Consider the following 22,721-nt stretch of genomic DNA (forward strand, 5'->3'; position numbering starts at 1 on the left):
ATGACCACTGAAATCACCCTGACCCGTCCTGACGACTGGCATTTGCACCTGCGGGATGGTGCCGGTTTGCAGGCTGTGCTGCCAGATACCGCTAAACAATTTGCGCGCGCGATTGTGATGCCAAATTTGCGCCCGCCAGTGACGACTGCCGAACTGGCGCTGGCGTATTATCAGCGTATCCAGCAGGCCTTGCCTGCCGGGCTCAGCTTTGAGCCGTTGATGACCTTATATTTAACCGACAATACGCCCGCGCAAGAAATTGCGGCCGCTCGCGCCAGTGGTGTGGTGCAGGCGGTGAAGTTGTATCCGGCCGGGGCGACCACCAACAGTGACTCTGGTGTGACCAGTTTAAATAAATGTGCCGCGGCACTGGCCGAGATGGAAAAACAAGGCATGCCTTTGCTGATTCACGGTGAAGTGACCGATGGTGATGTCGATGTGTTTGACCGTGAGAAGGTGTTTATCGAGCGTCATTTGCAGCCATTGTTAAAAGACTTTCCAGGCCTCAAAGTCGTGTTTGAGCATATCACCACCAAAGACGCAGCTGAATTTGTGGCGGCTGGCCCGGCCAACCTGGCCGCAACGATTACCGCCCACCATTTGCTGATGAACCGTAACGCCATGTTTACTGGCGGTATCCGCCCGCATCATTATTGTTTGCCAGTGCTCAAGCGCGAAACACATCGTCAGGCCTTGGTGAAAGCCGCGATTTCAGGGTCGGCCAAATTCTTTTTGGGCACCGACAGTGCGCCACATCCAAAATCGGCCAAAGAAGCCAGTTGTGGTTGTGCGGGCATGTATACCGCCCACGCGGCGATTGAGTTATATGCTGAAGCCTTTGAAGAGGCCGGTGCGCTGGACAAACTGGAAGGCTTTGCCAGTTTTTATGGCGCAGACTTTTACGGTTTGCCGCGCAACACGGATCAAGTGACCTTGCGCAAAGAGCGCTGGCTGGTGCCGGAGAGCATTCCGTTTGCCGATGATGTGCTGGTGCCGTTACGCGCCGGTCAAACGATTGCCTGGAAGTTGGTGTAACACTTTAAAACATTGGAGAATAAGCGATGAACAACACATGGTTGGTTGCAGGATTCGGTGTCATGTTAAGTACTCAGGTGTTTGCGGTCACGATTGATGACATGCGTGGTGAGCAAACGCCGTATGCACAAGCGTTTAAAGCACTCGATAGTGATGGCAATGGTAAGTTATCGAAGAAAGAAGCTGTTAAAGATAAAGATTTTGCGCATAGCGCGTTTGCCAAGGCGGATAAAAACCATAATGGCAGTCTGGATCAGGATGAGTTTGCCGCATATAAGTCCAAGGTCGATAACGCAGAAAACAAACAAACAGCTGCGGACAGCGCCATCACCGCCAAAATCAAATCCAAATACCTGGTAGAAAAAAACTTCAGCAGTTTGAAGGTCAGTGTTGAAACCAAGGACAATGGTGTGATTTTGAGCGGTTTTGTCGATAGCGAAGAACAAAAAGCCCGTGCCGAGAAAATTGCCATGGGTGTCAGCGGCGTCAAGTCGGTCAAGAATGCACTGGTCGTCAAGCCCTAACGGTTAAAGGTGAGGGCTTGGATTTACAATTGCCAGTTAATCGGTGTTTGTCCGTGCGCGGTCAGGTATTCATTAATTTGTGAAAACTGGCGCGTCCCAAAAAAGCCGCGGTGTGCCGATAAAGGCGAAGGATGTACAGATTTTAAAACCAGATGTTTATTGGGGTCGATCACGGCCCCTTTTTTTTGTGCATAACTGCCCCACAGCACAAACACCAGGCCTTCGCGCTGTGCATTGAGGGCGGCGATGGCGGCGTCGGTAAATGTTTCCCAGCCGCGCTTCTGATGCGAGCCTGCATTGGCCATTTGCACCGTCAGGGTCGCGTTCAATAACAATACGCCCTGGTCTGCCCATGGCGTTAAATCGCCGCTGCCGCTCATGCGGATGTTGAGGTCGGATTGAATCTCTTTAAAAATATTCATCAGTGACGGCGGCAGTGGCACGCCAGCCTGCACCGAAAAACTGAGTCCATGTGCTTGCCCCGGGCCGTGGTAAGGGTCTTGGCCGATAATCACCACGCGCACTTGATCAAACGGCGTATGGTTAAACGCGTTGAAAATCAGTGGCCCGGGTGGGTAGATCGTTTTGCCAGCAGTTTTTTCCTGCTGCAAAAATGCCTTGAGCGATTGCATATAGGGTTTGTCGAATTCTGTGCCGAGCACGGCTTGCCACGAAGGGTCTAGCTGGCCGGGTTTTTCCTGTGTGATCATGTCAGCAATATCAATAAAGGGTTTTGTGCATTATAGGCGCTTCAGCCAAGCGTGGTAAAATAGTCATGAAGCCAACCAGACAGTCGCCGCTTAGTGTTTGCTAGGGGGAGGAAAGTCCGGGCTGCACAGAGCGGGATGACGGCTAACGGCCGTACGCTGAAAGCTGGTAACAGTATAAGGTGAGGAATAGGGCCACAGAGACGAGCGTATTAAGTTACGGTGAAACGCGGTAACCTCCATCTGCAGCAATATCAAATAGGCTGGCACTTTACGCAAGTAATAAGGCGTGGCTCGCGCTGCCAGCGGGTAGATAGCTTGAGCGTGTGAGCAATTGCACGCCTAGATGAATGACTGTCGCCACGCAAGTGGATACAGAACCCGGCTTATCGGTTGGCTTTACTTTCTCTTGCCTCACCATTTTTGCCTGAGGCAGCTGCCTCAATTTGAATGAGCTTGCGCACCGCCGCCTTGAGCGTTTGCTTGGTTCAGCTCAGCGGGCCATTGCGCTGTGCGTTGGCATGACTTTCTTGTATAGTGATACGAACGAATGCGCAATCAGCGGTGACTTTATCATGGGGATGTTAAGTATTTTGGGCCGTGTGTTGGGGGCGGTCATGATTGCTTTGCTATCTGTTAGCATCGCACACGCTTCCCCGCAGTCTATCGCGGGTGATTGGCATCTTGTAAGCCCGTATCACGGCGCGCAAAGTCACCAGCAATTTCTTGCTAATCCGCTACATCAGCAATATCCCTCTTCTCAAGCAGTCAGCCTGACGGGTGGCCACTATCTTTATAAAGGCTCTTTTGAAATCCATACTGCGCAAGCCTATGTGTTTGATTTCAAAAACACCAGCACCATAGAATATTTCAGGCATCAGGTGTATGACCAGCAAGGGCGCGAAGTGGCCAGCCTCGAGGGTGGCATTGGTCGTCACATAGAGAATCCTTTTTTCTTGCGGCATGGGCGCAGTGTCAGCTTGGTGCCAGGCAAATACGTCCTGGCCACGCAAGTGATCTCTACTAATTATCTGGCCATTCCTGAACCCTATCTGCAAGACCAGGCAAGTTATATGCATGCGATCAAGCGTGGCAATGCGCTGACGCTATTTGCGCTGGGTATCTTTTGCGGGCTTGGCATCTATTATGCGGTACTCGCAACAAGCCGTAACCGCAGCGTCGAAGCCATGTATGCCATCTTTATTGCGGGTAATTTTATTTATAACAGTGCGGCGCTACTGGTTCTCTCCGACCTGTTTAATATGCACTCGATTTATTGGGTATCGATGCCAGTATTGATCTCCAGCATGGCGTACATGCTGTTTGTGATTCATCTGCTGGAAATCAACCGTTATCAGCATCGGCAGCTGTATCATGCGGGCGTGGTGATCTTGGTGGTGATGGCCTTATTTCTGCTGCTGGCCATGGTTTACCCGAATTGGGCGCTGCAGTTTTGCCGCTATGAGGTGGGCTTGTTTTTATGCTTTGGGCTGGCCGCAGCAATCAGGCTCAGTCAACGTAACAATCCAACCGCCAAGCGCTATTTAATTGCGATCAGTCTGTTTTTTGTCTGTGGCATTATGGCGATTAGCCTGAGCAGATTGCATGAGCAGTTTGATCTGTATATTGAGCATCTGGGATTGGTGAGTGTGGCCATTGAGGTGGTGCTGCTGGCATTGGTACTTTCCTTTCAGTTTTCTCAATTGCGTCAAGAAAAAGAAGAGGCGCTGGAAGCGCTGGGCATGACAGAAAAAGTGGCGCATTCGGATGCTTTAACCAGCTTGCCGAATCGCTATGCTTTCGTCAAAGCGCTGGAGCAGATGCCTTTGCATGGCACCATGACCTTTATTGATCTGGATGGACTCAAATTCTACAACGATCATTATGGGCATGCGCGTGGCGACGCGTTGCTGGTGAGTTTCGCAAAACACTACCAGCATTATTTGGGTGGCCATCTTGTGTTGTACAGACTGGGCGGCGATGAGTTTGCAGTGTTGAGTCACAAAGGCGAGGTACTGGTAGTTGAGCAGGCCTTGCAAAAAACCATTGAAAGTGTCCGCCTTGACGGCTTTGAGTTTTCTGGCGCCAGCGCAGGCTCAGCTTATTATTATGAGGCTGAAAACATCACCGAACTCATGCAGTTGGCAGATGAGCGTATGTACGAAAATAAGCGCGCGCGTCAGTCGGCGGTGACTGCTTGACGCTCACAGGCGCTGATGATGGCACTCTGTCTATGATGTTCAGCCGTTATTTCACCGAGATGGCTGCTTGCCGTTGCCAGCGATCCAGTGCCGCTTCCATTATTTGTGGGTGATAGCCTCGCACCACTTCCCCAGCCACCAGTAATACCGGGACGCCCTGCGCGGCCAGTCGTTGGTATTGGCTGCGTGCTTCCGCCGAGGTTTCAATATTCATTTCCTGGTATGGGATACCTTTGGCTGCCAGCAGCGCACGTGTTTTTTCGCAATATGGGCACCAGTCGGTGGCGTAGAGCACCACTTGTCCGTGGCTAAAATCTGGTGGTGGCGTCAGGTAAAACCACCATGTGCGCCATTCCATCGCCAGCAAAATGACGGCGCCGATGATCAGGAATTTCAATCGTGGTGAACGCGGCATCTTAATCGTCTATGTAGTATGAGGGACATGCTGAAGTTGACCTGTTTTTTGCATCAATATTCATCAAAAAATAACATTTTTTAATTATTCAATATTTTCAATGAGATAGCTATTTTTATTAAACAACTTTATGTGTTTACTGCGCCAATATGTTGATTTGAATTGCTTTGTTAAAATGCTCTAAGTCGTTGTCTTTAAAAGAGATTTTTTCACCCAAAGTGCTTGCCAAGCACTTTTTTTTTAACTATAGTGTGCAAAAGGGTGATTTTGTGTTGAATTGTGGGGAATTTATCCCTCTTTTAAACAAAATGGGCAGATAAAGGTCAATATTGATGTTTCGCGGGGCGGTACAGTTAAGTTTGGATGCTAAGGGACGGCTCGGTGTGCCGGCCAAGCATCGTGACGCCCTGACGGCTGGCGGGCAGGGCGAGGTTGTGCTCACCGCCCATCCGCACCGTTGCCTGATTTTGTATCCCCAAGCAGCTTGGGAGCCGATTGAGTCCAAGCTGACCAGTTTGTCCAGTTTTAATCCTCAAACCAGTGGTATTCAACGCATGATCGTCGGTCAGGCAGATGTGATGCATCTGGATTCTGCCGGTCGCTTGCTGGTGAATGCCGTCCTGCGCAAGTTTGCCAAGCTCGATAAAGACGTGATGATGGTCGGGCAGGGTAGTCATTTTGAATTGTGGGATCTGGCCGCATGGGATCAGCAGTTGGAAAGCCTGATGGCGACCGACCAGTTGCAGATCCCGCAAGAGCTAGAAGGATTCTCGCTATGACGCGGGGCGCGAAGTCAGCGCCCGCGTCCTTGACGGAAACGTCAGAGTCACCAGTCGCCGCCAGTCATATCACCGTGTTGTTGCATGAAGCGGTGGATGCGTTGAATGTGCAGGCCGATGGCATCTATGTCGATGGCACCTTTGGTCGTGGTGGGCATAGCCGACTCATTCTTTCCAAATTAGGCAGCAATGGGCGTTTGATCGGCTTGGATCGCGATCTGGCGGCGGTGGCGCATGGGCAAACAATTGCCGATGCGCGTTTTACGATGGTGCATGCACATTTTTCTGCCATGGCCACGGTATTGGCAGAGTTAGGTGTGCAGGCGGTAGACGGCATTTTGCTCGATTTGGGTATTTCGTCACCGCAAATTGATGAGGGTGTGCGTGGGTTCAGTTTCCGTTTTGACGGGCCGCTGGATATGCGTATGGATCAAAGTCGGGGCAAAACCGCCGCTGAGTGGCTGGCGACGATGTCTGAAAAACAATTGGTTGAGGTGATTAGGGATTATGGTGAAGAACGGTTTGCTAAGCAGGTTGCAAGGGCGATTGTTAAAGAGCGCGAAGATGGGCATGCCATCACCACTACAGGGCAGCTTGCCAAGATCGTGGCAAGCGCCATCCACAAGAATGAGCCGGGCCAGAACCCTGCAACGCGCACATTTCAAGCTCTACGGATTTTCGTCAATCAAGAGCTTGAGGAGCTCTCGCTAGTGCTGCCAGATTGCTTGCAGTTGCTGCGTCCGCAAGGCCGCTTGTCGGTGATTAGCTTCCATTCGCTGGAAGACCGCATCGTCAAACGCTTTATCCAGTCTGAAGTGGATAGAGACAATCTGCCAGCCGGATTGCCGGTGCGTGCCAGTGAGTTGCCGCAGCCGCGCATGTTGTCGGTTGGGCGCGCGATCAAGCCAAGTGCTGCTGAAGTAAAAGCCAATGTGCGTTCACGCAGTGCCGTGTTGCGCGTGGCTGAGCGCACAAGTGTGCAGTAAGTAGTTGCAGGATGATTCGGCTCAATTTGATTTTATTTGCGTTGACGATTGCCATGGCCCTGGGTGTGGTGACGGCGCAATACAAAGCGCGCAAATTGTATTTTGAGCTGGATAGACAAGAGGTGTTGACCAAGCAGTATATGACGGAACATGACCAGTTGCAGATCGAGCAAAGCACCTGGGCCATGCATTCGCGGCTGGAAGACTTTGCCACCACACGTTTGCATATGCATAGCCCGAGCATGCAGCAGACGCAAGTGATTATGGTGGATGTGGCGCCTGCGCCATAGCCCACGATATTGCGAGGTGAATGGTCATGCTGCTTAAAGAGAGTCAACACAAGCTGGTGAAATTGCCGGCCTGGCGCAGAAGAACGCTGCTGGTGTTGCTGCTATTGAGTTTTGTCTTATTGCTGGGACGCGGGTTTTACCTGCAAACCCTGCATAAAGACTATCTGATTAAAAAAGGCGAAGCGTTTTCGCGGCGCAAAGTGGTGTTGATGCCGCATCGCGGCAAGATTTATGACCGTAATTTCAAGCCATTGGCGATCAGTTTGCCGGTGGAGTCGGTGTGGGCTAACCCGACCGATGTGCAGATTTCGGCCGCGCAGTTGAAGCAAATGTCCACCTTGTTGGATATGCGGCCAAAAGAGTTGCAGCTAAAGCTGCAAAAAAAGAAAAAAGAATTTGTTTATGTTAAACGGAGAGTGGCGCCCGATGTGGCAAAACAGGTGATGGCGATGAAAGTGCCCGGCGTATTCAGTCAAAAGGAATACAAACGCTTCTACCCGGCGGCAGAAGTGACGGCGCATATCGTCGGTTTCACCGGCGTCGATGACACCGGCGTGGAGGGCATGGAGCTTTATCGCAACCACGTGTTGTCTGGTAGCCCAGGCAAACGTGACTTTGTGCGTGACCGCAAAGGTCATGTGGTAGAAGACCTGGTGGCCGTGAAATTGCCACACGATGGCCAAGACCTGGTGTTGAGCATAGACCGCACCGTGCAATATGTGGTGCATCGCGAGCTTTCACGTGCCGTTGAAAAACACAAGGCCAAAGCCGCCGCGGCAGTGGTGCTGGATGCCAAAACCGGTGAAGTGCTGGCGCTGGTGAATATTCCAACCTACAACCCGAACAATCCCGTCAATGTGGCCAGCAAGTTGCGCAACTCGGCGATTGTCAATATTTTTGAACCCGGCTCGACCATGAAGCCGGTCACTGCAGCCGCGGCCATGGAGTTTGGCCCTTATCAGCCGGATACCAAGATTCAGACCGCGCCTGGCTATCTGCGCATAGGCACTGCGACGATTCATGATGCACACCCCAATCAGGTGCTGACTGTTGCGCAAGTGATTCAGAAATCCTCTAACGTTGGCTCAGCCAAGATGGCGCTCGATTTAAATCGTGAGCAATTGTGGAACACCTATGTGCAACTGGGGTTTGGTGCCGCGACCAAAATTGGCTTTCCTGGCGAGGCCGCAGGCAAAGTGCGCGACTATAAAACCTGGCGCCCGATTGAGCAGGCCACCATGTCTTATGGTCACGGTATCAGCGTGACCTTATTGCAATTGGCACGCGCCTACACGGTGTTTGCTAATGAAGGCGAATTACTGCCTGTCACGCTGACCAAACTCTCTGAGCCACCCGTTGGGCGTCAAGTGTTTTCGGCCAAAGTGGCTAACTCAGTCAAAGATATGCTGGAGCTGGTCGTGCAACCTGGCGGCACCGCTTTGAAAGCACAAGTCACTGGTTATCGCGTGGCGGGTAAAACCGGCACCGCGCACAAGCTGGGCGATCATGGTTACGAGCATGACAAATACGTCGGTTCTTTTGTCGGCATGGTGCCTGCGTCTAATCCGCGCCTGATTATGGCCGTGATGATAGATGAGCCTAGCAATGGCGAGTATTACGGTGGCAGCGTCGCTGCGCCGGTGTTTAGTGCCGTGATGAATGATGTGCTGCGTATGCTGGTGATTCCGCAGGATGGCAATGCCTTGCCCGTGGCCGCCCCGGCTGACGCGGCTGAAGTGAAGGAGGCGATGTGAGTAAGTACATTATTCCAGCGCCGGTACACGGCATCACCGCGGACAGCCGCCAGGTGGAAAAGCATGGCTTGTTCCTGGCTTACCCTGGGCAGCATAGTGACGGCCGAGACTATATTGAGGACGCCATCGCTAAAGGCGTGAATACCGTGATTTGGGATAGCCAGGGCTTTGACTGGAACCCGGCATGGACCGTCCATAACATCGCCATCGCTGACTTGAAGTCACAGGTTGGGCATATTGCCAGCCAGTTCTATAAAGATCCATCCGAGCAGATGTGGTGCGTGGGCGTGACCGGCACGAATGGTAAAACCACAGTGACCCACTGGCTGGCTCAGGCTTACCACTTTTTGCAGCAAAAGTCTGCCGTGATTGGCACCCTGGGCAATGGGGCGCTGGATGATTTGCAACCGACGCAAAACACCACGCCCGGCCCGGTAGAGTTGCAAAAAATGCTGGCTAATTTTGTGCTCGATGATGTGCGCATGGTTGCCATGGAGGTCTCCTCGCATGGCCTCGATCAAGGCCGTGTTAATGGCGTGGCTTTTGATGTCGCGGTGCTGACGAATATCACGCGTGACCACCTTGATTACCACCTGACCATGGAAGCTTACCAGGCTGCCAAACGCAAACTGTTTGACTGGCAAACCCTGGCGGCGGCCGTGGTGAATGCCGATGACCCGTTTGGCTTGGCGCTGATTGAAGACCTGCGCAAACAAGGTAAAAAAGTATTGAGTTATGGTCTGCATCAGGAGGCGGATGTGTGTGCCACAGCCGTCACCATGCATGCCACCGGTTTTGAAATTCAGGTGCGCACAGCACAAGGCAATGGCGACATCCAGTTGCATGCGTTGGGTCAGTTTAATGTCTATAACGCGCTGGCGGTGCTGACTTGTCTGCTGGCGAATGAGGTGGCGTTACCTGCGGCGTTACAGGCTGTGTCTGGCCTGGTGCCAGTGGCGGGACGCATGCAGATGTTTGGCGGCGGTGACTTGCCATTGGTGGTGGTTGACTACGCGCATACCCCGGACGCATTGGAAAAAGCACTGCATACCTTGCGCATTCAAGCACAAGGAAAATTGAGCTGCGTGTTTGGTTGCGGCGGCGACCGCGACAGTGGCAAACGCCGCGAGATGGGCCGGATTGCTGACACTTTGGCCGATAGTGTCATTGTCACCAATGATAATCCGCGCAGTGAAAATCCTTACGCGATCATTGCGGCGATTGCCGAAGGCATGGCGCGTGAGGCGACGGTGGAAACCGACCGCGCTAAAGCCATTGCACTCGCGGTGAGCCAGGCTGGCAAAGGCGATGTGGTGCTGGTGGCAGGTAAAGGCCATGAAGATTATCAAGAGATGCAAGGCATCCGTTATCCGTTCAGTGATGCGGACTGGGTGCAAAGCGCTTTGAAAAAGCACAGTTTGAAGGCGAAGGTAAACGCATGATTGCGCTGCAAACCATTGCTGAAGTTTGTCACGGCACCTTGCATGCTGTGAATGGGCAAGGTGCTGAGGTCAGTGTGACGTCAGTCGATACCGATAGCCGTCGCGTGGTGCCAGGCCAGTTGTTTGTCGCTTTGCCGGGCGACAAGTTTGATGGCCATGATTTCTTGTCGCAAGTGGCGGCACAAGGCGCTGTCGCCGCCTTGATCAGCAAACCGGTGGAGGTGCCTCTGCCAACAGTGCTGGTGAAAGATACCCGCCTGGCGTTGGGCCAATTGGCCAGCTGGTGGCGTCAGCAGCTAGCGTTGCCTCTGATTGCAGTCACCGGTAGCAATGGCAAAACCACCACCAAGGAAATGATTGCGGCCATCATGCAAGTGCGTGTTGGCGGCGCGGACCAGGTGTTGGCTACCGCTGGTAACTTTAATAACGATATTGGCATGCCACTGACATTGCTGCGTTTGCGCGATACACATCGCTGCGCCGTGATTGAAATGGGCATGAATCATCTGGGTGAGATTGATTACCTAACCCACCTGGCGCAGCCCAATGTGGCGGTGATTAACAACGCGGGCACGGCGCATATCGGCGAGCTTGGCTCACGTGAAAACATCGCCAAAGCCAAAGGCGAAATTTTTGCCGGGTTGAGCCAAGGTGGCATCGCTGTGATCAATGTCGACAGTGAGTTTGCTGACTACTGGCGCGGCTTGAACGGCGGGCGCCGTGTACTGGGCTTTGGTTTGCATCACGCGACCGATATCCGCGGTGAAGTGCTGGGCGATGGGTCCGGTTTCAAATTGCATTATCAAGGTGAGGTGATCACGTTAACCCTGGCGGTGCCTGGTGCGCATAACGTGATGAATGCCTTGGCGGCTGCGGCTGCGAGTTTAGCTGCTGGTGCCAGTTTGGCCGATGTTGCGCAGGGCCTGCAAGGGTTTGCCGGGGTTAAAGGCCGCTTGCAAGTGAAAGTGGCTGCCAACGGCGCCAAAGTGATTGATGACACTTACAACGCCAACCCGGATTCTATGCAGGCCGCCCTCGACGTTTTAAAAACGGCAGGCGCCAGCACGGTGTTTGTGATGGGCGATATGGGAGAACTTGGCCCAGATGCCGAGGCCATGCACGCACAGATTGGCTTGTATGCCAAAGCCAGTGGTATCAGTCGTTTGTATGCTTTGGGCAGGTTCACGCCTGCTGCCACACAGACATTTGGCCCGCACGCGCAACATTTTGCCACCATTGAAGCCCTGTTGGCGGCATTGCAGGCAGAAACCACCGCGAAGGACGTGGTGTTGGTAAAAGGCTCGCGCTTTATGCAGATGGAGCGCGTAGTGAATGCGTTGGTAGAGTCACAAGCCACTGAATTAGTGGGGAAATAGGGAAGCATATGTTATTAGAACTGACCAAATGGCTGGCATCGGATGTACACGGATTTCATGTATTTAACTACATCACCTTTCGTGCTGTCCTGGCGACGCTGACGGCATTGGCCATCTCGTTTCTGGTCGGGCCTGCCATGATCCGCAAACTGACCGAGTACAAAGTTGGCCAGGCCGTGCGCGATGATGGTCCACAAACACATCTGGTCAAAGCCGGGACGCCAACCATGGGTGGCGCGCTGATTCTGGTCGCCATTGCGATTTCAACCTTGCTATGGGGCAATCTGCATAACCGCTTTATCTGGGTGGTATTGATCACCACGCTCGGTTTTGGCGCGGTAGGCTGGGTCGATGATTACCGCAAAGTGGTCTACAAAAACCCGAAAGGCTTGTCTGCCAAAGCCAAATATTTCTGGCAAAGCTTGGTCGGTTTAGGCGTAGCAGGGTTTTTATATGCCACGTCTACCACGCCAGTTGAAACGACATTGATCGTGCCTTTCTTTAAGCATCTGGTATTCCCGTTGGGCGCAGTGGGCTTTATCGTGCTGACCTACCTGGTGATTGTGGGTAGCAGCAATGCCGTCAACCTGACCGATGGCCTGGATGGTCTGGCCACTTTGCCGACGGTGATGGTAGGCAGCGCGTTGGCGATTTTTTCTTATGTTGCCGGGCATGCGGTGTTTTCAAAATACCTGGGCATTCCATATGTGGCAGGGGCCAGTGAGCTGATGGTGTTTTGTGCGGCGATGGCCGGTGCTGGCTTGGGTTTCTTGTGGTTTAACGCGTATCCGGCAGAAGTGTTTATGGGCGATGTCGGTGCGCTGGCACTGGGCGCTGCGCTGGGGGTGGTGGCGGTGATTGTGCGCCAGGAAATCGTATTGTTCATCATGGGCGGTGTGTTTGTGATTGAGACTTTTTCGGTGGCGGCACAGGTGCTGTATTTCAAATACACCAAAAAGATGACCGGCACCGGCAAGCGTATCTTTTTGATGGCGCCTTTGCACCATCACTACGAACAAAAAGGCTGGAAAGAAACGCAAGTGGTGGTGCGTTTCTGGATCATCACCATGATGCTGGTGCTGGTTGGTTTGTCTACCCTCAAGTTGCGATAAACGGAATTAACAGGTCGGCCTCGAACATGAAAAAACAGTTTGAACAACAGCGCGTTGCGGTACTGGGACTGGGTGATACCGGCTTCTCAGCCTTGCGCTGGCTGCGTCATATGGGCGCAGACGTCGTGATGTTCGACTCGCGTCCGCATCCGGCCGGGCTTGATCGCCTGCAGGCCGAGCACCCAGAGGTGGAATGCCATCTGGGGCCGTTTAATTACAACCTGCTCGCGAATATGGATTTAATCGTGGCCAGCCCCGGTGTGTCGCTCAAAGAGCCGGTCATTGCGCAACTGATGGCGCAAGGCAAAACCCTGGTTGGTGATGTGGAGTTGTTTGCGCGCTTTCGTGCACCCTATGCCAAAGTGATTGCGATCACTGGCTCCAATGGTAAAACCACCGTGACTTCATTGGTCGGTGAAATCTGCAAGCAGGCAGGCCTTAATACCATTGTGGCAGGCAACATCGGTTTGCCGGTGCTGGATACCTTGCAGATGACGGCGCCAGATGTCTATGTGCTGGAACTGTCCAGCTTTCAACTGGAAGCCGTGCATCAGTTGCAGGTCGACGCGGCGACGGTGCTGAATCTGTCAGAGGATCATATGGATCGTTATGACGGCATGGAGGCTTATGCGCAAGCCAAGGCACGTATTTACCAACACGCGCGCATTGCCATCGTTAACCGTGATGACCCGGCCAGTGCTGCCTTGGCTGGTCAGTTGCCACAAGTCTCGTTTGGCGTGAATCCGGCGCCGACGATTAACGATTACGGTCTGAACGATGCTGGCTGGTTATGTGCTGGCCACCGTCATTATATTGAAGCGGATAGCTTGCAGATTCGCGGCAAACACAATATCGCCAATGCGCTGGCGGCCATTGCCCTCACGCAAGCCATCGGCATCGACAAAGTGTCTATTCTGCACACCGTGCAATCTTTCGCTGGTTTGCCGCATCGCGTGGAGTGGGTGGCAAGCATCAATGAGGTGGATTTTTACGATGACTCTAAAGGCACTAATGTCGGGGCGACCTGCGCAGCCATTAGTGGCATGCTCAAGCAAGGCAAACCGCAAAAAGTGGTCTTGATTGCCGGTGGTGATGGTAAAGGCCAGGATTTTAGTCCCTTGCGTGAAGCCGTGTTGCATCATGCGCGGGCCGTGGTGTTGATTGGTCGTGATGGGCCAAAAATCCAGCAGGTTTTACACAACTTGCAATTGCCAGTGGTCGATGCGGTCGATTTAACGGCGGCCGTCCATATTGCCAACACGCTGGCCGAAGCGGGCGATGCCGTGCTGTTGTCCCCGGCGTGCGCCAGCTTTGATATGTTCCGTAATTACGAGCATAGGGCTGAGGTATTTGTTGAGGCTGTCAAAGCCATGGAGGCCGCATGCTCGGCCCATTAATGATGAACCGCGAGCGGTATAACTCGCCCAACTACGATGTGTCGCTGTTGTGGGTGGTGTTGTCCTTGCTGGCGTTTGGCATGGTCATGGTGTATTCCGCCTCGATTGCTTATGCCGATTCAAGCAAGATGTTTGGCCATAACAGCACCTATTTCCTGATGCGCCAGGCGTTATATATCGTGGTCGGTCTGGTCGCTGCCGTCATTGTGTTCCAGGTGCCTATGGCCTGGTGGCAAAAAATGTCGCCTTACCTGTTCATTATGGGCATTGTGCTGCTGATCATGGTACTGATCCCAGGCATAGGCAAAGTAGTCAACGGTAGCCGCCGCTGGATCTCTTTACTCATCATGAATCTGCAACCTTCAGAGCTCATGAAGTTGTTTATCGCCATGTACGCCTCGGATTACGCCGTGCGCAAGGCCAGCAGCATGCACAGCATTAAAAAAGGCTTCTTGCCCATGCTGGGGGTGATGGTGTTTGTGGGTGTGCTGCTACTCAAAGAACCCGATTTCGGCGCATTTGCCGTGACGGCGTCGATTGCGTTTTCCATCATGTGGCTGGGCGGTGTCAACCTCAAGGTGTTTATTGCCATGCTAGGCGCGTTGCCTTTGGCCGTGTTTGGTCTGGTGGTGATGGAGCCTTATCGCCTTGAGCGCATGAAAGGCTTTTTGAATCCGTTTGATGACCCATTTGATACCGGTTACCAGTTGTCACACGCGCTGATTGCTTTTGGCCGTGGCGAGTTCTGGGGCGTCGGTCTAGGCGGCAGCGTAGAAAAATTATTGTACCTGCCAGAAGCGCATACCGACTTCTTGCTGGCGGTGGTGGCTGAGGAGCTGGGGTTTGTCGGCGTGCTGGTGGTGGTGTTGCTGTTTGCCTGGCTGGTCATCCGCGCCTTTAGCATTGCCAAAGAAGCGGTAGCCAATGAACGTTACTACTCTGCATTGCTGGCACAAGGCATTGGGGTCTGGATGGGCGTGCAAGGTTTTATCAATATGGGCGTGAACATGGGCCTGTTGCCAACCAAAGGCCTGACTCTGCCATTGCTATCTTACGGCGGTAGCGGCATTTTGGCCAATTGCATTGCGCTGTCTGTGTTGCTGCGTATTGATTTTGAAAATAGACGGCTGCAAAAGGGCTTGACGACATGAGCGGTCAATCCACATTGATGGTGATGGCCGGTGGCACCGGTGGCCATGTGTATCCAGCCATGGCCGTGGCTGATGCGCTGCAGGCGCAAGGCTGGAAAATTGTCTGGCTGGCGACCGAGGGGGGCATGGAAAACCGTCTGATCGCTGACAAGCCTTATGACAAAGCGATGATGACCATGCAAGGCGTGCGTGGCAAAGGTCTGCAGGGCTGGCTGACACTCCCAGTGAAACTGGTGCGTGCCTTTGCCCAAGCCAGACAGGCGATTCGTCAGCATCAACCAGATGTCGTGCTGGGCATGGGTGGTTTTGCCGCTTTTCCTGGCGGTGTCATGGCCAAACTGGCAGGGATTCCGCTGGTGATACACGAGCAAAACTCCATTGCTGGCCTGACCAATAAAGTGTTGGCCAAGATCGCTAGCCGTGTATTAACCGGTTTCCCCGGCGCGTTGGGCCCACAAGGCGAGATGGTCGGTAACCCGGTGCGCGAAGGCATTACGACCTTACCCACACCAGAGCAGCGTTTTGCCGAGCATCATGGTGTGCTGCGCGTGTTGGTGGTCGGTGGTAGCCTGGGCGCAGTCGCGTTGAATACCTTGTTGCCACAGGCTTTTGCGCAATTGGCTGTGCATACGCGTCCACAGATCATTCACCAGGCCGGTGAAAAACAGTTTGAGGCGTTGAAAAAGGCGTATGCCGAGGCCGGTGTCGCCGCAGATTGCCGTGCTTTTATTCACGATATGGCCGAAGTATATGCCTGGGCAGATTTAGTCATTTGCCGCGCGGGCGCATTGACCGTTGCCGAGCTGGCCAATGTCGGTGCTGCCAGCATTTTGGTGCCGTTTCCTTTTGCGGTGGATGACCACCAAACAACCAATGCCGCTTACTTGCAGCAGGCGGGGGCAGCGTTGCTGATACAGCAACGCGACATGGAAGTCGTCCAACTGGCGGCAACATTGCAAACGTTGGATAGACCGACCTGTTTGATGATGGCACAAAAAGCGCGTGCACTGGCCAGGCCGCAGGCCACCAGTCAGGTTGCGGATATTTGCCAGCAACTGGCGACAGGCAATAAAAGAGGAACACCAGGGGCAGTATGAAACATAAAGTTAAAAAAATTCACTTTATCGGTATTGGCGGCTCAGGCATGAGCGGCATCGCCGAAGTGTTGCTGAACCTGGATTTTGAAGTCAGTGGTTCTGATCTGGCCAGCAATGCCACCACCAAACGCTTGCAAGGCTTTGGCGCCACAGTGTTTCAGGGCCACGCCACCGAGCATCTGAATGATGCTGATGTGGTGGTGGTCTCCAGTGCCATTAATGAAGAAAATCCGGAAATCATTGCTGCACGTGCGCGCAAAGTGCCGGTGATTCCACGGGCAGTGATGCTGGCTGAGTTGATGCGTTTCAAGCAGGGCATTGCGGTCGCAGGTACGCATGGCAAAACTACGACCACTAGCCTGATCGCTAGCATTCTGGCGGAAGCGGATATGGACCCGACCTTTGTCATTGGTGGCAAGCTGGAAGCGGCCAGCGCCAATGCGCGCTTGGGCACTGGCGAGTGGATTGTGGTGGAAGCCGATGAATCGGATGCGTCCTTTTTGCACCTGACGCCGATCATGGCCGTAGTGACCAATATCGATCAGGACCACATGGACACCTATGAACACAGTTTTGAAAAACTCAAAACTGCGTTCGTTGAATTTTTGCAGCAGATTCCATTCTGGGGCATGGCCGTGTTGTGCATCGATGATGCCAACGTGCGCGAAATTTTACCGCGCGTGACGCGCCCGGTGACGACCTACGGCACCCACGAAGAGGCCGCGATTCGCGCCGAAAATATTGTGGCTGATAACGGCAAGATGCATTTCACGCTGGTGCGTAAAAACGGCATCACCGTGCGCAACGAAGTAACACTGAACCTGCCTGGTCATCATTATGTGCTGAACGCGCTGGCGGCGATTGCGATTGCCACAGAGTTGAATGTCCCGGATACCGCCATTTTGAAAGCGCTGGCTGAGTTCCGTGGCGTGGGTCGTCGCTTCGAGCGTTATGGCGAAATCCCGGTCAACGGTGGCCATTTCACGCTGGTGGATGACTACGGTCATCACCCGATTGAAATGCAGGCAGTCATTGCTGCCGCCCGCGGGGCTTTCCCTGATCGCAGGCTGGTGCTGGCGTTTCAGCCGCACCGTTACACGCGTACGCGTGACTGCTTTGAGGATTTCGTCAAAGTGTTATCTACCGTCGATGCATTGCTGCTAACCGAAGTCTATAGCGCAGGCGAAGCGCCGATTGTGGCCGCTGATACGCGCAGTTTGATTCGTGCCATCCGCGTCAATGGCAAGGTGGAGCCACGCTTTGTGGAAACGACCGATGAATTGCCAGCAACCATACTGGAAAGCGTACAGCCAGGGGATGTCGTCGTGGTGATGGGCGCAGGCAGTATCGGTAGCGTGGCCGCCAAAACCAGGGAGTTTGCTAGCGTATGAGCGCCTCGGGATTAAAAGCGACTGGCCTGCAAGTGCTGAACAACGAGCCATTGGCGCGTTATACCAGCTGGCGCGTTGGTGGTCCGGCAGACCGTTTGGTGCTGGCTGACAGCGTCGCGCATTTGCAACAGTTTTTACAGCAATTGCCAGCCAGTGAACCGCTGACTTTTATTGGCCTGGGTAGCAATTTGCTAGTGCGTGATGGCGGTGTGCGCGGCACGGTCGTAGTCATGCACCAGGCCTTACAAGCACTGGAAATGCAAGGGGAGCGTGTGTATGCCGATGCCGGGGTCACTTGCGCCAAGCTGGCGCGTTTTGCCGCCAGCCACAATCGCGCCGGTGCTGAGTTTATGGCCGGTATTCCAGGCACGGTCGGCGGTGCGCTGGCGATGAATGCCGGTTGCTATGGTGGAGAAACCTGGCAATGGGTAGATGAGGTGAAAACGATTAATCGTGCCGGTGACGTGCAAGTACGCGCTCGGGCCGAGTACCAGCCGACTTATAGGCATGTGGTACATCCGGCGGCCGATGAGTGGTTTTTGGGCGGTTGGTTTGCGGTGCCCGCAGGCGATGGCAAGGCGTCTGCTGAGCAGATTAAACAATTGCTGGCAAAACGCCTAGCGAGTCAGCCACTGAATATGCCAAGCGCTGGTTCGACTTTTAGAAACCCTGAAGGCGACTTTGCCGCGCGTTTGATTGAAGCGTCAGGTTTAAAAGGTAACACCATCGGTGGCGCACAGGTGTCTGAAAAGCATGCCAATTTTATTGTGAATCTGGGCAACGCCAGCGCTGCAGATATTGAAGCCTTGATTGAGCACGTCAAAACGACGGTGCATAGCAAGCAGGGCGTGGCATTAATACAGGAAGTGAAAGTCATTGGGGAAGGTGTTTTAACGGCATGAGTGTAGGTCAATATACATTTGGCAAGGTCGCGGTATTGTTTGGCGGCCGTTCTGGCGAGCGCGAAGTGTCGCTCAAGAGTGGTTCGGCTGTGTTGGCCGCGTTGCAACGTCAGGGCGTGGATGCGCATGCGTTTGACCCTGCAACCCAGGACCTGTCGGCACTGAAAGCGTATGACCGTGCCTTTATTGCCTTGCATGGCCGCTATGGCGAAGACGGCACCATTCAAGGCGCGCTGGAACTGATGGATATCCCTTATACCGGCAGCGGCGTGATGGCTTCTGCGCTGGGCATGGATAAATGGCGTACCAAATTGTTGTGGACCGCTGCTGGCGTGACCACCCCTAACTATGTGCTGATGGATGACAGTACACATGCCGAGAATGTGGTCACGGCACTGGGTTTGCCGCTGTTTGTGAAACCGGCCAACGAAGGCTCCAGCATCGGCGTGAGCAAGGTCAAGCAGGCAGGGGATTTAATGGCGGCTTATAGCTTGGCCAAACAGTCTGACCCATTGGTGATTGCCGAGCAGTTTGTCGGTGGCGGCGAATACACCGTCGGTATTTTGGGTGACACCGCGCTGCCTATCGTGCGCATTGTGCCTAAAAACGAATATTACGATTACGAAGCCAAATACCTGCGTGATGACACCGAATATCGCTGCCCGAGCGGCTTGTCTGCCGAGCAGGAAAAGCAGATTCAGGCAGAAGCCTTGCAGGCGTTTAAGGTGCTGGGTTGCAAGGGCTGGGGCCGGGTCGACTTTTTGATGGATGACGCTGGTAAACATTATTTTTTAGAGGTGAATACCAGCCCCGGCATGACCGATCACAGCTTGGTGCCGATGGCCGCCAAAGCCGCTGGCCTGGATTTTGAAGCGCTGGTGATTCACATTTTGCAACAAACCGTGCGTGACGCATAAAGAGGAAAACGGACTCGATGTGGGATAGACCAACATTGCTGAACTGGATCGCCAACCTGCTGTTTTCGCTGGCAGTGGTGATGCTGCTTTACGCCCTGTTGTTTGTGGTGTTGCATTTGCCCATCTTCCCAGTCAAGCAGGTGCAGGTCGAAGGCAATCTGGATCACGTCAATCACGAGCAGATCCAGTTGATCGTGAGCAAGTATCTCAAAGGCAATTTTTATACGCTGGATTTGCAGCGTACACGGGCTGCGTTTGAAAAGTTACCCTGGGCACGCAAGGTCAGTGTGCGCCGCCAATGGCCAGACACCATTGTGGTGCAGATTGAAGAACACCAGGCCTTGGGCCGCTGGGGCGGCGTGGCGTTGGTGAACCGCTATGGCGAGTTGTTCCAGGCCGCCTCTGACGAACAATTGCCGACTTTTTACGGTCCGGGCGATGCGATTAAAGAGGTGGCACAAGGCTATGCCAGTTTTGCCCAGATGCTGGTGGATACACCGCTGCAAATCCAGCAGTTGAGTTTGTCTTCACGTCGCGCCTGGGAGATCAAGACCGTGGATGGTCGACAAATGATGCTGGGTCGCGAAGCGGCCAAGCAGCGATTACAACAGTTTGTGTCGGCGTATCGCCAGCAGGCAAGTATCGCGGAAAGTGACTGGCGTTATGCCGATTTGCGTTATCCCAACGGCTTTGCCTTGCGCATGCCACGTGGTGGCGCCTGAGAAATAAGACTGCCAGAAAGAAGTTCAAGGAAAAGACATGAGTAGAGTCAGAGAAGATAAAAATTTAATTGTGGGGCTGGATATCGGCACCTCCAAAATTGTTGCCATAGCGGCTGAGATTTTGCCGGAAGGTACATTGAAGGTGATCGGTGTTGGGCAACATGCTTCCCGCGGCTTGAAAAAAGGCGTGGTGGTCAATATCGACTCTACCATGCAGGCGATTCAGCGCGCGATTGAAGAAGTGGAGCTGATGGCCGATTGCAAAATTAATACAGTGTATTCAGGCATTGCTGGTAGCCATATCAAGAGCTTGAATTCGCATGGCATGGTGAAAATTAAAGAGAGCGAAGTCTCACAAATGGACATCGACCGTGTGGTCGAAACCGCGCGTGCGATTGCCTTGCCAGCCGACCAGCAGATTCTGCATATCCTGACCCAGGAATTTATTATCGACGGCCAGGAAGATGTGCGCGAGCCATTGGGCATGAGCGGCATCCGTCTTGAGGTACGCGTGCATATTGTGACTGGTGCGATTGCGGCGGCGCAAAACATCGTCAAGTGCATCAAGCGTTGCGGCCTAGAGGTGAGCGATCTGATTTTACAACCGCTGGCTTCCAGTGAGTCTGTACTCACCGATGACGAAAAAGAACTGGGCGTGTGCCTGGTGGATATCGGTGGTGGCACGACGGACCTGGCGGTATTTAAAAATGGCGCGATTCGCCATACGGCGGTGATCCCGATTGCCGGTGACCAGATCACCAATGATATCGCTGTGGCCTTGCGTACACCAACGCAGTCGGCGGAAGAAATTAAAGTGAAGCACGGCTGTGCCTTGCGCCAGTTGGCCGATCCGCGCGAAGTGGTGGAAGTGCCTGCGGTCGATGGCCGTGAGCCACGCCAGTTGTCTTGCCAGGCCTTGACCGAGGTGATTGAAGACCGCGTGGAAGAAATTTATGAGTTTGTGCAGCAAGAGCTGCGCCGCAGCGGCATGGAATCGATGATCGCCTCTGGCATCGTGATTACCGGCGGCGCGGCACAGATGCGCGGCATGGTTGAGTTGGGCGAAGAGATATTCCATACCCCGGTGCGCCTGGGCGTGCCCAGGGGTGTGGAAGGGTTGTCTGAAGTGGTGGGCAACCCACGTTATGCCACCGGCATAGGCTTGCTGCTGATGGCCAAGCAGCAGGTAGAAAAACAAATGGTGGGTAATTTGCAATCTGGGTCAGTGGGCAGATTGCTAGAGCGGATGAAGAGTTGGTTTACCGGTAATTTTTAAGTTTTTGTTGTTTTTTTAAACTGTTTTAGGGCGGGTGTACGGGGCAAACCAAGCACTCAAATAATAGGCAATGGAGGGTTAGTATGATTGAGATTTTTGACAAAGAGAATGACGGCGCCGTAATCAAGGTAATTGGTGTCGGCGGTTGCGGTGGTAACGCCGTGGAACACATGATGACCAAGAGCGTGACTGGCGTGGAGTTTATTTGCGCCAACACCGACATGCAGGCGCTGAAAAAGAGCCATGCCAAAGTCGTGCTGCAAATTGGCTCTGACATCACTAAAGGCCTAGGTGCTGGCGCGAAACCAGAAATCGGCCGCGAAGCTGCGCTAGAAGACCGCGACAGCATTGCAGAAACCATTGATGGCGCTGACATGCTGTTTATTACTGCGGGTATGGGTGGTGGTACGGGAACTGGCGCGGCACCGATTATTGCTGAAGTGGCGCGTGAAATGGGTATTTTGACGGTGGCTGTGGTGACCAAGCCATTCGCGTTTGAAGGCAAGCGTGCCAAAGTGGCGCAAGAAGGCCTGGAAGAACTTTCACAGTATGTCGACTCTCTTATCGTTATCCCTAACGAAAAATTGATGGACGTGTTGGGCGAAGATGTGACGGTGGTAGAAGCTTACCGTGCCGCGAACGATGTATTGCACAACGCAGTGTCTGGTATTGCTGAAATCATTAATTGCCCAGGCATGGTCAACGTTGACTTTGCTGACGTACGCACTGTGATGTCTGAAATGGGCATGGCGATGATGGGTTCCGCAGAAGCCAGCGGCCCTAACCGTGCACGTATTGCGGCTGAACAAGCCGTTGCCAGCCCATTGCTGGAAGATGTGAACCTGGCGAATGCGCGTGGTGTGTTGGTGAACATCAGCGCCAGCGGCAGCTTCAAAATGCGCGAATACTATGATGTGATGAACACCATCAAAGAATTCACCGCAGAAGACGCAACGGTGATTGTGGGTAACGTGATGGACGAAAGCATGGGTGACAACCTGCGTGTGACCATGGTGGCGACCGGTTTGAACGGTTCACTGGGTAAACGTCAGGCTAAACCTGAGTTGAAGGTCATGACAACGTTGCGTGATGGTACGACTAACCAGCCTATCTTCAGTGCAGTTGAAGAAGATGAGCCAGCCGTATTTACCAGCAACAGCCGTCGTGCACAGGTTGAGGCCATGAAAAATTCCGGGATTGAAGAATATGATATCCCAGCGTTTTTGCGTAAACAGGCTGACTAATCG

Annotated in this window: 21 protein-coding genes and 1 other RNA gene; 20 read left to right on the forward strand and 2 right to left on the reverse strand. The window is 53.4% G+C overall.

Features of this window, described 5'->3' with window-relative positions; translation table 11 throughout:
• Together pyrC and E6Q52_RS09170 are read left to right on the forward strand one after the other, a co-directional pair.
• Window positions 1-1,035 carry a dihydroorotase gene (pyrC, locus tag E6Q52_RS09165; RefSeq protein ID WP_292821290.1) on the forward strand — a complete coding sequence of 345 codons (1,035 nt, stop codon included), beginning with the start codon at window positions 1-3 and terminating at the stop codon, window positions 1,033-1,035.
• Between the two features lie 26 nt (window positions 1,036-1,061).
• Window positions 1,062-1,559: a BON domain-containing protein gene (locus E6Q52_RS09170; protein ID WP_292821292.1), complete on the forward strand. Its 498-nt coding sequence runs from the start codon at window positions 1,062-1,064 to the stop codon at window positions 1,557-1,559.
• A gap of 23 nt (window positions 1,560-1,582) precedes the next feature.
• Here E6Q52_RS09170 and ung read toward each other — a convergent pair whose 3' ends face one another.
• Window positions 1,583-2,269, reverse strand: a complete 687-nt coding sequence (gene ung / locus E6Q52_RS09175) for a uracil-DNA glycosylase (RefSeq protein ID WP_292821294.1) — start codon at window positions 2,267-2,269, stop codon at window positions 1,583-1,585.
• A gap of 67 nt (window positions 2,270-2,336) precedes the next feature.
• On the opposite strand from ung, the gene rnpB reads away from it, so the two are divergent.
• Window positions 2,337-2,671, forward strand: an RNA gene (rnpB, locus tag E6Q52_RS09180) — RNase P RNA component class A.
• A 116-nt stretch (window positions 2,672-2,787) separates the two neighbouring features.
• Window positions 2,788-4,467, forward strand: a complete 1,680-nt coding sequence (locus E6Q52_RS09185) for a diguanylate cyclase (RefSeq protein ID WP_292821296.1) — start codon at window positions 2,788-2,790, stop codon at window positions 4,465-4,467.
• Between the two features lie 46 nt (window positions 4,468-4,513).
• Here the strand turns inward: E6Q52_RS09185 and E6Q52_RS09190 are convergent, their stop codons facing one another.
• Window positions 4,514-4,882, reverse strand: coding sequence for a glutaredoxin family protein (locus E6Q52_RS09190; RefSeq protein WP_292821298.1), 369 nt, complete (start codon window positions 4,880-4,882; stop codon window positions 4,514-4,516).
• A gap of 332 nt (window positions 4,883-5,214) precedes the next feature.
• Here E6Q52_RS09190 and mraZ point away from each other — a divergent pair, with 332 nt between their 5' ends.
• From mraZ to ftsZ, 16 genes are all read left to right on the forward strand, one after another.
• Complete coding sequence (mraZ, locus tag E6Q52_RS09195) at window positions 5,215-5,661, forward strand: division/cell wall cluster transcriptional repressor MraZ (protein ID WP_292821300.1); 447 nt, start codon at window positions 5,215-5,217, stop codon at window positions 5,659-5,661.
• The gene (gene rsmH, locus E6Q52_RS09200; protein ID WP_292821302.1) at window positions 5,658-6,647 is read left to right on the forward strand and encodes a 16S rRNA (cytosine(1402)-N(4))-methyltransferase RsmH; all 990 of its coding nucleotides are present in this window, start codon (window positions 5,658-5,660) and stop codon (window positions 6,645-6,647) included. The genes mraZ and rsmH overlap by 4 nt, the downstream gene beginning before the upstream one ends.
• 11 nt (window positions 6,648-6,658) lie before the next feature.
• Complete coding sequence (ftsL, locus tag E6Q52_RS09205; protein ID WP_292821304.1) at window positions 6,659-6,937, forward strand: cell division protein FtsL; 279 nt, start codon at window positions 6,659-6,661, stop codon at window positions 6,935-6,937.
• A 20-nt stretch (window positions 6,938-6,957) separates the two neighbouring features.
• A complete protein-coding gene (locus E6Q52_RS09210; protein ID WP_292821306.1) occupies window positions 6,958-8,691 on the forward strand; it encodes a penicillin-binding protein 2 in 1,734 nt (577 codons plus the stop codon).
• Complete coding sequence (locus E6Q52_RS09215) at window positions 8,688-10,133, forward strand: UDP-N-acetylmuramoyl-L-alanyl-D-glutamate--2,6-diaminopimelate ligase (RefSeq protein ID WP_292821308.1); 1,446 nt, start codon at window positions 8,688-8,690, stop codon at window positions 10,131-10,133. The genes E6Q52_RS09210 and E6Q52_RS09215 overlap by 4 nt, the downstream gene beginning before the upstream one ends.
• The gene (gene murF / locus E6Q52_RS09220; RefSeq protein ID WP_292821310.1) at window positions 10,130-11,509 is read left to right on the forward strand and encodes a UDP-N-acetylmuramoyl-tripeptide--D-alanyl-D-alanine ligase; all 1,380 of its coding nucleotides are present in this window, start codon (window positions 10,130-10,132) and stop codon (window positions 11,507-11,509) included. Before E6Q52_RS09215 ends, murF begins: the two co-directional genes overlap by 4 nt.
• An 8-nt stretch (window positions 11,510-11,517) precedes the next feature.
• Complete coding sequence (mraY, locus tag E6Q52_RS09225; protein ID WP_292821312.1) at window positions 11,518-12,621, forward strand: phospho-N-acetylmuramoyl-pentapeptide-transferase; 1,104 nt, start codon at window positions 11,518-11,520, stop codon at window positions 12,619-12,621.
• Between the two features lie 26 nt (window positions 12,622-12,647).
• Window positions 12,648-14,018, forward strand: a complete 1,371-nt coding sequence (gene murD / locus E6Q52_RS09230) for a UDP-N-acetylmuramoyl-L-alanine--D-glutamate ligase (RefSeq protein WP_292821314.1) — start codon at window positions 12,648-12,650, stop codon at window positions 14,016-14,018.
• Complete coding sequence (gene ftsW, locus E6Q52_RS09235; RefSeq protein WP_292821316.1) at window positions 14,003-15,169, forward strand: putative lipid II flippase FtsW; 1,167 nt, start codon at window positions 14,003-14,005, stop codon at window positions 15,167-15,169. Before murD ends, ftsW begins: the two co-directional genes overlap by 16 nt.
• Window positions 15,166-16,266 (forward strand): undecaprenyldiphospho-muramoylpentapeptide beta-N-acetylglucosaminyltransferase, encoded by a 1,101-nt coding sequence (murG, locus tag E6Q52_RS09240; protein ID WP_292821318.1) that lies wholly within the window; start codon window positions 15,166-15,168, stop codon window positions 16,264-16,266. Before ftsW ends, murG begins: the two co-directional genes overlap by 4 nt.
• Window positions 16,263-17,657, forward strand: coding sequence for a UDP-N-acetylmuramate--L-alanine ligase (murC, locus tag E6Q52_RS09245; RefSeq protein WP_292821320.1), 1,395 nt, complete (start codon window positions 16,263-16,265; stop codon window positions 17,655-17,657). The genes murG and murC overlap by 4 nt, the downstream gene beginning before the upstream one ends.
• Window positions 17,654-18,559: a UDP-N-acetylmuramate dehydrogenase gene (gene murB, locus E6Q52_RS09250; protein WP_292821322.1), complete on the forward strand. Its 906-nt coding sequence runs from the start codon at window positions 17,654-17,656 to the stop codon at window positions 18,557-18,559. Before murC ends, murB begins: the two co-directional genes overlap by 4 nt.
• Window positions 18,556-19,476 carry a D-alanine--D-alanine ligase gene (locus E6Q52_RS09255; RefSeq protein WP_292821324.1) on the forward strand — a complete coding sequence of 307 codons (921 nt, stop codon included), beginning with the start codon at window positions 18,556-18,558 and terminating at the stop codon, window positions 19,474-19,476. The genes murB and E6Q52_RS09255 overlap by 4 nt, the downstream gene beginning before the upstream one ends.
• A gap of 17 nt (window positions 19,477-19,493) precedes the next feature.
• Window positions 19,494-20,198, forward strand: a complete 705-nt coding sequence (locus E6Q52_RS09260) for a cell division protein FtsQ/DivIB (protein ID WP_292821326.1) — start codon at window positions 19,494-19,496, stop codon at window positions 20,196-20,198.
• A gap of 37 nt (window positions 20,199-20,235) precedes the next feature.
• Window positions 20,236-21,474, forward strand: a complete 1,239-nt coding sequence (gene ftsA, locus E6Q52_RS09265) for a cell division protein FtsA (protein ID WP_019883476.1) — start codon at window positions 20,236-20,238, stop codon at window positions 21,472-21,474.
• 83 nt (window positions 21,475-21,557) lie between these two features.
• Complete coding sequence (ftsZ, locus tag E6Q52_RS09270) at window positions 21,558-22,718, forward strand: cell division protein FtsZ (RefSeq protein WP_194754859.1); 1,161 nt, start codon at window positions 21,558-21,560, stop codon at window positions 22,716-22,718.
• The last annotated feature ends 3 nt before the right edge of the window (window positions 22,719-22,721 follow it).

The organism is Methylophilus sp., from assembly GCF_008015755.1.
In the GTDB taxonomy this organism is placed as follows: domain Bacteria; phylum Pseudomonadota; class Gammaproteobacteria; order Burkholderiales; family Methylophilaceae; genus Methylophilus.